Here is a 13,203-nt window from a genome sequence, read left to right on the forward strand (position 1 = left end):
GGGCGCGTCCATGGGGCGGGGCTCAGGCGGTGGCCGCGCGCTGCGGCCCGCGCGGCAGCGGGGCTTCGCGGACCGGCAGGTTGACCATCGCCGCCAGCACGCCCAGCGCGATGGCCAGCCACCAGACGATGTCATAGCTGCCGCTGCGGTCGTACAGCAGGCCGCCAAGCCACACGCCGAGGAAGCTGCCGACCTGGTGGCTGAAGAAGACGAAGCCGCCCAGCATCGACAGGTGCGCCACACCGAAGATCTGGGCGACGATGGCGTTGGTCGGCGGCACCGTCGACAGCCACAGCAGGCCCATGACGGCGGCGAAGACGTAGACGCTGGCCGGCGTGATCGGCAGCGCCAGGAAGGTGACGATGGCCAGTGAACGCAGCGCGTAGATGGCCGCCAGGATCTTGCGCTTGGCCAGCCGCTGCCCCAGCGCGCCGGCCGCGTAGGTGCCGAAGACGTTGAACAGGCCGATGAGTGCCAGCGCGGTGCTGGCCACGCCGGGCCCGAGCCCTTGATCCTTGAGGAAGCTGGGCATGTGCACGCCGATGAAGACGACCTGGAAGCCGCAGACGAAGTAGCCCGCCATCAGCAGCTGGAAGCTGCGCTGCGCGAACGCCTCGCGCACTGCCTGGGCCACCGACTGCTCGCGGGCCAGCGGCGCGCCGCCACGGAAGTCAGGCTCGCGCAGACCCAGCGCCAGCGGGCCGATGGCCAGCACCGCGGCGGCCAGCGCCAGCAGCGCGGCCTGCCAACCCAGGCGGTCGATCAGCCAGCCCTCCAGCGGCACCATCAGGAACTGGCCGAACGAACCGGCCGCGGCGGCCACCCCCATGGCCCAGGAGCGGCGCTGCGGTTCGATCTGGCGCCCGATGACGCCGTAGACGATCGCGTAGGTGGTGCCGGCCTGCGCCGCGCCGATCAGCACGCCGGCAGCCAGCGTGAACAGCCATGGCTGCGTGGCCAGCGCCATGCCGGCCAGCCCCAGCGCGTACAGCAGCGCGCCGGCCCACAGCACACGGTAGGGGCCGAAGCGGTCGGCCAGCATGCCGGCACCGATGCCGAGCAGCCCCCACGCCAGGTTCTGCACCGCCATCGCGAAAGCGAAGTGCTCGCGCGTCCAGCCGTGGGCCTGCGTGAGCGGCTGCAGCCACAGGCCGAAGCCGTGGCGGATGCCCATCGACAGCGTGACGACGAGCGCGCCGCACAGCAGCACCTGGACCGGGGACAGACGACGCGGATCGTGCATCGGCGCGATCGTAGCCGATCGGGATCCGGCGCGCCGGATGCGTGGGTGCCTGCGCGGCCGCACTTGGCCGCCGGGCATGCGGCGCCGTGCCAACGATGGGCGCCAAGGCCTTGAAACGCCGGGGAGGATGGAACTTGTCCCACCAACCTGTGGACAACTTTGTGGGCAAGGCGTGGCCAGCCTGCGCAAAGCCGTGTCGCACAAGCCTTGCAACGGATTGCTCATTTTTTCAGCGACGAAAAAATAGAAAATAAAACAAAGGTTTGTCGTTTTTTCCCAGAGCGCTGCGGTGCAACCAAGGGGAGGCGGCGGTGCCGCAGCGGGGCGCCACGCGGTGTGCACAAGATGGCTGCGGGGCCCCCCTACAATCGCGCGCCATGGCCGACACCACACCCGCCGCCGCCTACGCCGAGGGCGCGATCCGCGTGCTCAAGGGACTGGAGCCCGTCAAGCAGCGCCCCGGCATGTTTACGCGCACCGACCACCCGCTGCACATCGTGCAGGAGGTGATCGACAACGCCGCCGACGAGGCGCTGGCCGGCTTCGGGCGGCGCATCCGCGTCACGTTGCACGCCGACGGCTCGGTCAGCGTGGAGGACGACGGCCGCGGCATCCCGCACGGGCTGCATCCGGAGGAAGGCGCCCCGGTGCTGGAGCTGGTGTTCACCCGCCTGCATGCCGGCGGCAAGTTCGACAAGGGCAAGGGCGGTGCCTACAGCTTCTCCGGCGGCCTGCACGGCGTGGGGGTGAGCGTTACCAACGCGCTGGCGCGCCGGCTGGAGGTGGCCAGCCACCGCGACGGCCACGTGGCGACGATGGCGTTCGAAGGCGGCGAGGTGGTGCAGCCGCTGCAGCGCCGGCCGCTGCAGCCGGGCGAGCGGCGTCAGGGCACGACGGTGCGGGTATGGCCCGATGCGCGCTACTTCGACCGCGCCGAGCTGCCGCGCGCCGAGCTGGAGCATCTGCTGCGCAGCAAGGCGGTGCTGCTGCCCGGCGTGGCGGTGACGCTGGAGGACGAGAAGGCGGGCACGCGCCAGACGTGGCAGTACAAGGGGGGACTCGCGGACTACCTGGCGCAGAGCCTGGCGGCCGAGCCGGTCGTGCCGCTCATCACCGGCGAGGGCTGGGCCGAGGCCGGACATGAGAGCTTTGCCGAGGGCGAGGGCGCGCAGTGGGCGCTGGCGTTCACCGAGGACGGGCCGCTGGTGCGCGAGAGCTACGTCAACCTGATCCCGACGCCGGCCGGCGGTACGCACGAAAGCGGCCTTCGCGAGGGGCTGTTCCAGGCGGTGCGCGGCTTCGTGGAGCTGCACGCGCTGCTGCCCAAGGGCGTGCGGCTGCTGCCGGAGGACGTGTTCGCGCGCGCCAGCTTCGTGCTGTCGGCCAAGGTGCTGGATCCCCAGTTCCAAGGCCAGACCAAGGAGCGGCTGAACTCGCGCGACGCGCTGCGGCTGGTGGCCAGTTTCGTGCGCCCGGCGCTGGAGCTGTGGCTGCACCAGCACGTCGAGCACGGCAAGCGGCTGGCGGAGCTGGCCATCCGCGCCGCGCAGAGCCGCCAGCGCGCCGCGCAGAAGGTGGAAAAGCGCAAGAGCAGCGGTGTGGCGGTGCTGCCGGGCAAGCTGACCGACTGCGAAAGCCGCGACCTGACGCGCAACGAGCTGTTCCTGGTCGAGGGCGACAGCGCCGGCGGCAGCGCCAAGATGGGGCGCGACAAGACCTTTCAGGCGGTGCTGCCGCTGCGCGGCAAGATCCTCAACACCTGGGAGGTGGAGCGCGAGCGGCTGTTCGCCAACGCCGAGGTGCACGACATCGCGGTGGCCATCGGCGTCGATCCGCACGGGCCGCAGGAGGCCGCCGACCTGTCGGGCCTGCGCTACGGCAAGGTGTGCATCCTCAGTGACGCCGACGTCGACGGCGCGCACATCCAGGTGCTGCTGCTGACGCTGTTCTTCCGTCACTTTCCGCGCCTGATCGAGGCCGGGCACGTGTTCATCGCGCGCCCGCCGCTGTACCGGGTGGACGTGCCGGCGCGCGGCAAGCGCCCGGCGGCCAAGTTCTACGCGCTCGACGACGGCGAGCTGCAGGCGCTGCTGGACAAGGTGGCGCAGGAGGGCGTGGCGCGCGAGCGCTGCACGATCAGCCGCTTCAAGGGCTTGGGCGAGATGAGCGCCGAGCAGCTCTGGGAGACGACGCTCAACCCCGACACGCGCCGCCTGCTGCCGGTGCGGCTGGGCGACCGCGCGGCGGTGCAGGCGCGGCTGCACCAGCTGATGGGCAAGGGTGAGGCGGCGGCGCGGCGCGAGCTGCTGGAGCGCTGGGGCGACGCGGTCGAGGTGGACGTCTGAGAAGCCGCCCGGGCCGGCGCCGCGGGCCTCATCCGGGGTCGCGCCGCAGCAGCACGACGCCGCCGCGCTGGTACAGCACGGTGTGCGGCACGTCGGCGGGCACGCGGTCGATCCGCGTCAGCGCCCATTCGCCCAGCTGCGGCGCGCGCCGTGGCGTCACCGCGCGCGCATAGACCGCAAAGCTCGGCGCATCGAAGCGCCACAGCACCGCCGGCGCCTGCGCCGCCTGCACGCGCCGGCCGGCCTCGCGCACCGCGCCCTGCAGCACGTCGCCGAACCACGGCGCCACCACCGCGCCGAGCAGCAGCGCCTGCAGCGCCGCCAGCGCCTGCAGCCGCCGCCACGCCGGCCGGCGCGGCGCCAGCGCCAGCGCCACGCCGAGGCCGAGCGCCGCCCACGTCACCGCCGCGAAGTGCGCGGGTGCGAGCGCCGGGGCCAGCGCGAGCTGCGCCGCGTAATAGCCGTCGGAGGTGCGTGCGCCCAGTTCGGCCAGCAACGCCGGCAGCCACGGCCACAGCGCCAAGAGCGTCAGCGGCACCAGCAGCGCAGGCGCGCGCAGCGCCGGCAGGTGCCGCGCCAGCAGCAGCATGAGCGGCGTGGCACCGTAGAGGACGTAGTGCGGCAGCTTGGTGCCCGACAGGCTGAAGAACACCACCACGAAGCCGCACCACAGCCAGAGGTAGCGGGGCAGCGCCTCGCCGACGTCGGCGCGCAGACGGGCCAGCACCGCCGGCAGCGCCGCGCTCCACGGCAGCAGCAGCAGCGGCAGCACGACCAGGTAATAGAGCCAGCTGCCGCCGTGGCCTTCCAGCGTGGCGGTGAAGCGCTGCACGTTGTGGCGCAGGATGAAGCCGTCGATGAACGCCTGCCCGTGCGTGGCCAGCATCGCCGCGTACCACGGCGCTGCCACCGCCAGCAGGATCAGCCAGCCCAGCGGGTCCAACGCCGCACGCCGCCAGGTGCGCGCGTCGCGCTGCAGCAGGCAGTGCAGCGTGCCGGCGGCGGCCGGAATCAGCGCCGCCACCGGCCCCTTGGTCAGCAGTCCCAGCGCCACCCACAGGTAGGCGCGGCGCAGCGCGCGGCGATCCCCGTGGCCGAGGAAGCGCCACAGATCCAGGCCCGCCAGCGCCAGCCACAGGTTCAGCAGCGCATCCGCCGTGGCCGCGCGCGCCATGATCCACGGCCCCAGCGCCGTGGCGACGATCCACAGCGCGCGCTCGGCACAGGACTCGTCCCACTGCTCGCGCGCGAAGCGCCACGCCGCCCAGCCCCAGCCAAGCGCCGCCAGCGCCGACGGCAGCCGCAGCGCCCACTCGTGCAGGCCCAGCAGCGCCACCGCCAGCGCCTGCAGCCAGTAGATCAGGATCGGCTTGTCGTAGCGCGGCGCATCCAGCAGCCAGGTCGAGAGCCAGTCGCCGCGTGCCAGCATCTCGCGCGTGGCCTCGGAAAACGCCCCTTCGTCCACGTCGAACAGCGGCGGCGTGCCCAGGCCGGTGAACCAGACGGCCAGCGGCAGCAGCCAGACGGCAAGAGCGTGCCAGGCGGTGGGTTGCCGTGCGGCGTGCGTCATCATCGAAAACATGGCGATGGGGCCCACGATGCGGGGCGGGCGTGCCGCCTCGTCACAGGGCGCGCTGGGGCCATACGGCCCGCGACGGCGGTGTCAGCGTCGCCAGCGCTGCCCCGATCGCCAGCCCGCCCAGCATCCAGGCCAGCGGCGCCACCGTGACCGGCAGCGTGCGCGTCCACAGCGTCAGCCCGAGCGCGAGCGCCGCCAGCGCCGCCGCGCGCCGCCCGCCCAGCGCGGGTGGCAGCGGCCAGCGCCGTGCCAGCTTCACCGCCAGCGCCGCGCACAGCCAGCCGAGCAGCGCGCCCACCGCCACGTCCAGCGGCCAGTGGGCGCCGACCGCCACGCGCGAGGCGCCCACGGCCGCCGCCAGCGGCAGCGCCACCAGCGCCGCCACCCACCGACGCGGGGGCGCCGCCGCCAGCACCCAGCAGCCCGCCAGCGTGAATGCGGTGACCGTGTGGCCCGAGGGAAAGCTGCCGTGCCGCAGCACCTCGCCGACCACGTGCAGCTGGTCCGGCGGCAGCACCGCCGCCGGCCGCGGTGCCGCCACGATCATCTTCAAGGCATGGGTAGCCAACGTGGCCGGCAGCAGGCTCCAGAGCAGCGCCGGCAGCGCCGCGCGGTGTCGCCCCAGCAGCGCGGCGGCGACGAACAACGCCAGCGCCAGATGGGTGTCACCGAGCCAGGTGAGCCCATACCACACGAGATCCGGCACGGCCTGGGCCCAGCGCTGCGCGTGCGCCATCGCCTGCGCCGGGGGCATCGTGAGCCCGACGAGGAGGGCTGCGGCCAGCAGCAGCGCCGGCACCGACCATGACCATGAAGGGGACGAACCGCCGGTGGACGAGGGGGGAGCGTGGCAAACCATGGGGACGGACACGGCAGAATGCGAACTCAGCGTAACGACGTTGCGTGACGAAGCGGCGACGCCGGAGGCGGGTTCGTGATTGGATGCCGGAGTGCCTTAAGCCGCCCTTAACGTCCGCTTCGGCGTCGCGTCGAAATCCACCCAAGTCCGGTTTGGCAGCCGATGCGCATCCTGATCGTCGAGGACGACGCCGCCATCGCCGAGGGCGTGGCCGCGCTGCTGCGCGCGCAGGGCCACGGCTGCGACGTCTGTGCGACGCTGGCCTGCGCCAGCCGTGCGCTGCAGGCCGAGCCGTTCGACCTCGTGTTGCTGGATCGCGGCCTGCCCGACGGTGACGGTGTCGATTGGTTGCGGGCGCGCCGTGCCGCCGGGTTGCGCGCCCCGGTGCTGGTGCTGACCGCCCGTGACGCGCTGGCCGACCGCGTGGAGGGATTGGATAGCGGCGCCGACGACTACCTCGTCAAGCCGTTTGCGCCGGAGGAGCTGCTGGCACGCATGCGCGTGGCGCTGCGCCGCAGCGCCGGCCAGGCCGAGGCGGTGCTGCGCCACGGCGCCCTGCGGGTCGACCCGGCGGCGCGCGCGGTGTGGCGCGACGGTCAGCCGGTGGCGCTGCGCGCCAAGGAGTTCGCGCTGCTGTGGGCGCTGCTGCGCGCCCGCGGCCGCGTGCTGACGCGTGCGCAGCTCGAGCAGGCGCTGTACGGCTTCGACGACACGGTGGAGAGCAACGCGCTGGAGGTGCACGTGCACCACCTGCGGCGCAAGCTCGGCGAGGACCTGATCCAGACCGTGCGCGGGGTCGGCTACACCATTCCGCGACGGCCGGGGGACGGCGATGGCGCGTCCTGAGCGCGCGCCGCGGCTGGACCGGCGGCTGCTGGCGTGGGTGCTGGCCACGCTGCTGGCGGTGTGGGTCGCGCTGGTGGCCAGCGCCTATCAGACCGCGGTGCACGAGGCGCGCGAGATCAGCGACGGTCAGCTGGTGGCCAGCGCGCGCCTGCTGTTGACCACGCCGGTGCCGGGGGGCGGGTCGTCGGCGGACGGCACGGCGCTGCCGGCGCGGGTGCCGGTGGAGCCGCGATACGCGCCCGAACTGCACGTGGTGATCTGGGAGGGCGGGGCGCCGCGCTGGGATCCGCAGGGCTGGGCGGCCCGGCTGCCGCCGGCGCTGCCGCCGGGCCACCACACGCTGGTGCTGCCGCGGGCCGGCGAGGTGCGCACCTGGCGCTGGTTCGTCGCCACGCATGGTCCGCGCCGGGTGGCGGTGGGGCTCGACACCAGCCGCCACGCGGAACTGGGGCGCGACGTGGCCGAGCACCTGGTGCGACCGGCGGTGGTGCTGCTGCCGCTGGTGGCGTTGCTGTTGGGCTGGGCGATCCGGCGCGGGCTGGCGCCGCTGTCCGATCTGGCGCAGGCGCTGCAGCGCTTCGATCCGCAGACCGCGCAGGGCCTGCCGCCAAGGCAGCGCTACCTGGAACTGCAGCGCGTGCAGCGGGCGCTGCAGGTGCTGGTGGAGCGGCTGCAGGCGCTGTGGCAGCGTGAACGGCGCTTCACCTCCGACGTGGCGCACGAGCTGCGCTCGCCGCTGACGGCGCTGGTGTGGCAGGCCCGGCTGGCGCGGCTGCAGGCCGGCACGCCGGCCGGCGAGGCCGCGCTGCAGACGGTGGAGCGCGAGGCGCTGCGCGCCGGCGAGATCCTGACCCAGTTGCTGGCGCTGGCGCGCGCCGACGCGCCGGGCGGGGAAGCCGTGCAGCCGGTGGAGCTGCACGCGCTGGCGCGGGATGTGGCGGACGAATGCGCTGCGGCAATGGGCGGCGTGCGTGCCCCGCCAGAGGTGCAAGGCCATCCCACCGTCGTCCGCGGTCGGCCGACGCTGCTGCGGCTGGCGCTGCGCAACCTGATCGACAACGCGCTGCGCCACACCCCGGTGCAGGCGCGGGTGCGGGTGCGCGTCGGCCCGCGCGCCGATGGAACGGTCGCCGTCGAGGTACTGGACGAGGGTGGCGCGAGGGCCGAGGCGCCATCCGACCGCGGGGGGCTGGGCCTGGGGTTGACGCTGGTGGAGCGCATCGCCCAGCACGAGGGGGCGAGGCTGGAGCGGCTGCAGGGCCTGCCGCCCCCTTGGGTGACCGGCTATGCACTGGCGTGGGGATCGGTCCCGCAGCCCCTGTCCACGAACGCCCTGGCCGCCTGACCTCGGCCCGCCAACCCCCGGTCGGTGGCTTAAGGCTGCGCTAAGCTGGCTGCGCCATCCTGCGCGGCCATGAGAGATGACCGGCAGATGGAGCCGAGTGGAGGCGCCGACGCGGGCTCGTCAGGGGCGGGTGGCGTGCGGGGCTGGCACCCGCTGGCCGCCCTGACCTTGCTGGCGGGCTGGCTGGCTACCGTTGGCAACGTGCCGCTGTGGTCGGCGGTGCTGCGCGCGCAGGCCGCGCTCGGCTGGCGCGGCTGGGTGGTGACACTGGCCTGGGGGCTGGCGCTGGCGCTGGTCAACCTGGCGGTGCTGGCGTGGCTGGCGGCCGGGCCGCTGCGCCGGCCGGTGGGAGTGGCGCTGCTGGCACTGGCTGCGGTGGCGAGCTATTTCATGCTGGCCTACGGCATCGTCGTCGACGCGTCGATGGCGGCCAACGTGTTCCAGACCGATTGGCGCGAGGCGCGCGATCTGCTGACGCCCGGCCTGCTGGTCGCGCTGGTGCTGGGCGTGGCGCTGCCGGGCTGGCTGTGGTGGCGCCTGCCGGTGCGGCGCTGGCCGGCGCGGCGCGCGCTGCTGGTGCGCGGTGGCGTCGGCGCGGCGGCGCTGGCGCTGGCCGTCGCCCTGCTGTGGCTGAGCTTCCAGGATCTGGCGGCGCTGATGCGCAACGACCGCGCGCTGCGCTACCTGATCAATCCCTACAACAGCGTCTACGCGGCGCTGCGCCACGGCGTGGGCCAGCGCGCGCTCGCGTCCGAGCCGCTGCAGCCCATCGGCCTGGACGTGCAGCCGCTGCCGGCGGCGGCGCGCGAGGACGAGGCGCCGCTGGTGGTGCTGGTGGTCGGCGAGACGGCGCGCGCGGCCAACTGGGGCTTGAACGGCTACGCGCGCGACACCACGCCGCGCCTGCGCGCGCTCATCCAGCAGGGGCAGCCGATCGTATCGTTCGTCGCCGTCACCTCGTGCGGCACCAACACGCAGACCTCGGTGCCGTGCCTGTTCGCGCCGGAGGGACGGGCGCGCTGGAACCCCTCGCGCGCGCAGGAAAACCTGCTCGACCTGCTGCAGCGCGCGGGGCTGGCGGTGACGTGGCTGGACAACCAGTCCGGCTGCAAGGGCGTGTGCGCGCGCGTGCCGTCGCGCCAGACCGACCATCTGCAGGTCCCGGGCCTGTGCCGTGGCGACGAATGCCACGACGAAATCCTGCTGCGCGAGCTGCCCGGCGCGCTGCAGGCCCTGCCCGATGCGGCGCGCCGGGTGGGGACGCTGGCGGTGCTGCACATGATGGGCAGCCACGGGCCGGCCTACTTCAAGCGCACGCCGGCGGGGTTCAAGCCGTTCCAGCCGGAGTGCACGACGGCGCAGCTGCAGGCGTGCGAGCCGGCGCACATCGTCAACGCCTACGACAACACGCTGCGCTACACCGACCATGTGCTGGCGGAGCTGATCGGCTGGCTGGCGCAGCGGCGTGGCCCCACGGCGCTGCTGTATGTCTCCGACCATGGGGAGTCGCTCGGCGAGGGCGGGCTGTACCTGCACGGCATGCCGTACGCCGTGGCCCCGCGCGAGCAGAAGGAAGTGCCGATGCTGCTGTGGGCCAACGACGCGATGCAGCGGCGCCTGGGGCTGGACTGGGCCTGCCTGCAGCGGCGCGCGCAGGAGCCGGCCTCGCACGACCATGTGTTCCACACCGTCGCCGGGCTGTTCGGCGTGCGCAGCGCCGTGGTGGACGCCGGGCGCGATCTGCTGGCGGCGTGCCGCCGCGCGGGCTGAAGGGCCGTCAGCCGTCAGCCGCGCCACCAGCTCCACAGTGCCGCGCCCCAGACCCCGCCGGCGAACAACAGGGACAGCAGCACGGCGGCGCTGCCCAGGTCCTTGGCGCGCTTGGCCAGCGAATGCCACTCCGGCCCGATGCGATCCACCACCGACTCCACCGCGGTGTTGAGCAGCTCCACCACCCATACCGCGATCACCGCGCCGACCAGCAGCGCCATCTCCGCCCAGGTGCGCCCGAGCAGCCATGCCGCCGGCAGCAGCACCACGCCGAGCACCAGCTCCTGCCGGAACGCCGGCTCGCGCCAGCCGGCGCGCAGGCCGTCGAGCGAGTAGCGCAGCGCGTAGAGCAGCCGCATCAGGCCGCGGCGCTTCGGGGGCGGGGAGGGGGGCATCGGGGACGGCAGCGATCGGGGTGGCGCGATTCTGGCACGAAGGAGCGGGCGTCGAGCCGATATGCTACGCACCCTGATGGACGAGACCACCGACCTGTTCGCCCCGACGGCCGCCGATGACGGCGGCGAGACGACCGACCTCGGCGCCTATGCCGAGCGCGCCTACCTCGAATACGCGCTCAGCGTCGTCAAGGGCCGCGCGCTGCCCGATGTCTGCGATGGCTTGAAGCCGGTGCAGCGGCGCATTCTTTACGCGATGCAGCGCATGGGGCTGGGCTGGGGCGGGCCCAACCGCAGCCAGCCGGCCAAGCCGGTCAAGAGCGCGCGCGTGGTCGGCGACGTGCTGGGCCGCTTTCACCCGCACGGCGACCAGGCTGCCTACGACGCGCTGGTGCGCATGGCGCAGGACTTCGCGCAGCGCTACCCGCTGATCGACGGCCAGGGCAACTTCGGCAGCCGTGACGGCGACGGCGCCGCCGCGATGCGCTACACCGAGGCACGCTTGAGCCGCATCAGCGCGCTGCTGCTCGACGAGCTCGATCAGGGCACGGTCGACTGGGTGCCGAACTACGACGGCTCCACCGAGGAGCCGCGCCAGCTGCCGGCGCGGCTGCCGTTCGTGCTGCTCAACGGCGCCAGCGGCATCGCCGTCGGGCTGGCCACCGAGATCCCGAGCCACAACCTGCGCGAGGTGGCCGACGCCTGCGTGGCGCTGATCCGCGACCCCGAGCTGCCGGAGGACGACCTGCTGCAGCGCCTGCCGGGGCCGGACTTTCCCGGCGGCGCGCAGATCATCAGCAGCGCCGACGACATCCGCGCCGCCTATGCGACCGGCCGTGGCAGCCTGAAGGTCCGGGCGCGCTGGACGATCGAGGAGCTGGCGCGCGGGCAGTGGCAGCTGGTCGTCACCGAGCTGCCGCCGGGGGTGAGCGCGCAGCTGGTGCTGCAGGAGATCGAGGAGCTGACCAACCCCAAGGTCAAGCCGGGCAAGAAGGCGCTGACGCAGGAGCAGCTGCAGCTCAAGGCCAGCCTGCTGGCGGTGCTGGAGACGGTGCGCGACGAATCGAGCAAGGAGGCGCCGGTGCGGCTGGTGTTCGAGCCGCGCTCCAGCCGCATCGCGCAGGCCGAGCTCGTCAACCAGCTGCTGGCGCACACGAGCCTGGAGACCTCGGTGCCGGTCAACCTGACCGTGGTCGGGCGCGACGGCCGACCGGTCTGCAAGCCGCTGCGCACGATCCTGCTCGAGTGGATCGCGTTCCGGCGCGACACCGTCACGCGGCGCACGCGCCACCGGCTGCAGCAGGTGCTGGATCGCATCCACATCCTGGAGGGGCGGCAGGTGGTGCTGCTCAACCTCGACGAGGTGATCGCGATCATCCGCGCCAGCGACGAGCCCAAGCCCGCGCTGATGGCGCGCTTTGCGCTGACCGAGCGGCAGGCCGAGGACATCTTGGAGATCCGCCTGCGCCAGCTGGCGCGGCTGGAAGCGATCCGCATCGAGCAGGAACTCGGCGAGCTGCGCGCGGAGCAGACGCGGCTGGAGGAGGTGCTGGCCAGCCCGAAAAGCCTGGACCGCCTGCTGGTGCGCGAGATCGAGGCCGACGCCCGCGCGTTCGGCGATGCCCGCCGCACGCTGATCCAGGCCGAGCGCCGCGCGGTGGCCGAGGTCAAGGTGGTGGACGAGCCGGTGACGGTGATCGTCTCGCAAAAAGGTTGGGTGCGCGCGCGCAGCGGCCACGGGCACGACGCGGCGGCGTTCACGTTCAAGGCCGGCGATGCGCTCTACGCGGCGTTCGAGTGCAGAAGCGTGGACACGCTGGTGGCGCTGGGACGCGACGGGCGGGTCTGGAGCGTGCCCGTGGCGAGCCTGCCCAGCGCGCGCGGCGACGGCCAGCCGATCAGCGCGTTCGTCGACCTGGGAGCCAGCGGCGCGCCGCTGCACTACCTGGTGGGCCCGGCGGCCAGCGTGTGGCTGCTGGCCACCAGCGGCGGCTACGGCCTGCTGGCCAGCGTGGAGGACATGACGACGCGGCTGAAGGCGGGCAAGGCGTTCCTGACGGTGGCCGAGGGCGAGACGGTCTGTCCGCCGAGCCCGGTGGCGGGCCACGGCCGCATGCAATGGGCGATGGCGCAGGGCGTGGCCACGCTTGCGCCGCGGGCCGATGGCGCCGGCGAAGGCGCGCGCGTGGCCTGCGTCAGCGAGCAGGGGCGCGTGCTGGTGTTCGGCCTGCAGGAACTGCGTCGCCAGGCCGGTGGCGGCCGCGGTCTGATGCTGATGAGCCTGGAGGATGGCGACCGCTTGGCCGCTGCGGTGGTCGTGCCGCCCGGTGCCGGCGTGCAGGTGGAGGGAGCTGGCCGCGGCGGCAAGCCGCGCGCGGAGACGCTGGGCCCGCGCGTCCTCGACCAGGCGCAGGCCGCGCGCGCGCGCAAGGGCCGCGAGGCGCGGCTGGGGTTCAAGGTGGTGCGGGTGTGGCCGGCGCTGGCGTGAGCCGGCGCGCCGCGCTAGACTGTCACGCGACGTTGCAGAGCACCGCAAGCCCGCGATGAAAGCCGCCGCCCTGGCCTGGATCGACGAAGACGACTACCTGCGCTGGGAGGCTGCGCAGCCGACCCGGCACGAATACGTGGACGGTCAGATCTACGCGAAGACCGGCGCCTCGCTGCGCCACAACGTCATCGCCGGCAATGTCTACACCCTGCTGCGCCACCACCTGTGCGGCACCCCGTGCCGCACGTTCCTCACCGACGTCAAGCTGCGGGTGGCCAAGCAGCGCTGCATCTACTACCCGGATGTGATGGTCACCTGCGATCCGCGTCACCA

The 13,203-nt window shown here is 73.4% G+C and carries 10 protein-coding genes; 6 read left to right on the plus strand and 4 right to left on the minus strand.

The annotated features are described in order from the left end of the window. Window positions 1-22: 22 nt before the first annotated feature. Complete coding sequence (locus tag Tsedi_RS11840; RefSeq protein ID WP_143896869.1) at window positions 23-1,243, minus strand: MFS transporter; 1,221 nt, start codon at window positions 1,241-1,243, stop codon at window positions 23-25. 377 nt (window positions 1,244-1,620) lie between these two features. On the opposite strand from Tsedi_RS11840, the gene Tsedi_RS11845 reads away from it, so the two are divergent. Further along, on the plus strand, window positions 1,621-3,588 hold the full coding sequence (locus tag Tsedi_RS11845) for a DNA topoisomerase IV subunit B (protein ID WP_143896871.1): 1,968 nt from the start codon (window positions 1,621-1,623) through the stop codon (window positions 3,586-3,588). A 28-nt stretch (window positions 3,589-3,616) separates the two neighbouring features. Here the strand turns inward: Tsedi_RS11845 and Tsedi_RS11850 are convergent, their stop codons facing one another. Beyond that, window positions 3,617-5,170, minus strand: coding sequence for an ArnT family glycosyltransferase (locus Tsedi_RS11850; RefSeq protein WP_221934230.1), 1,554 nt, complete (start codon window positions 5,168-5,170; stop codon window positions 3,617-3,619). Between the two features lie 40 nt (window positions 5,171-5,210). Next, entirely contained in the window at window positions 5,211-5,966 is a 756-nt protein-coding gene (locus Tsedi_RS11855) for a phosphatase PAP2 family protein (RefSeq protein WP_185970669.1), read from the minus strand. 222 nt (window positions 5,967-6,188) lie between these two features. Here Tsedi_RS11855 and Tsedi_RS11860 point away from each other — a divergent pair, with 222 nt between their 5' ends. From Tsedi_RS11860 to Tsedi_RS11870, 3 genes are all read left to right on the plus strand, one after another. Next, complete coding sequence (locus Tsedi_RS11860; RefSeq protein ID WP_143896876.1) at window positions 6,189-6,872, plus strand: winged helix-turn-helix domain-containing protein; 684 nt, start codon at window positions 6,189-6,191, stop codon at window positions 6,870-6,872. After that, entirely contained in the window at window positions 6,859-8,217 is a 1,359-nt protein-coding gene (locus tag Tsedi_RS11865; RefSeq protein WP_143896878.1) for a histidine kinase dimerization/phospho-acceptor domain-containing protein, read from the plus strand. Before Tsedi_RS11860 ends, Tsedi_RS11865 begins: the two co-directional genes overlap by 14 nt. Window positions 8,218-8,352: 135 nt before the next feature. Beyond that, entirely contained in the window at window positions 8,353-9,987 is a 1,635-nt protein-coding gene (locus Tsedi_RS11870) for a phosphoethanolamine transferase (protein WP_246099280.1), read from the plus strand. A gap of 14 nt (window positions 9,988-10,001) precedes the next feature. Here Tsedi_RS11870 and Tsedi_RS11875 read toward each other — a convergent pair whose 3' ends face one another. Then, window positions 10,002-10,382 (minus strand): diacylglycerol kinase, encoded by a 381-nt coding sequence (locus Tsedi_RS11875; protein WP_143896881.1) that lies wholly within the window; start codon window positions 10,380-10,382, stop codon window positions 10,002-10,004. 61 nt (window positions 10,383-10,443) lie between these two features. Between Tsedi_RS11875 and parC the strand changes: the two genes are divergently transcribed. Both parC and Tsedi_RS11885 read left to right on the plus strand, forming a co-directional pair. After that, the gene (gene parC, locus Tsedi_RS11880; protein WP_246099282.1) at window positions 10,444-12,870 is read left to right on the plus strand and encodes a DNA topoisomerase IV subunit A; all 2,427 of its coding nucleotides are present in this window, start codon (window positions 10,444-10,446) and stop codon (window positions 12,868-12,870) included. 55 nt (window positions 12,871-12,925) lie between these two features. After that, on the plus strand, window positions 12,926-13,203 hold a 278-nt coding region (locus Tsedi_RS11885), incomplete at its 3' end, for a Uma2 family endonuclease (RefSeq protein WP_143896883.1).

The sequence above is a fragment of the Tepidimonas sediminis genome (genome assembly GCF_007556605.1).
GTDB lineage: Bacteria > Pseudomonadota > Gammaproteobacteria > Burkholderiales > Burkholderiaceae_C > Tepidimonas > Tepidimonas sediminis.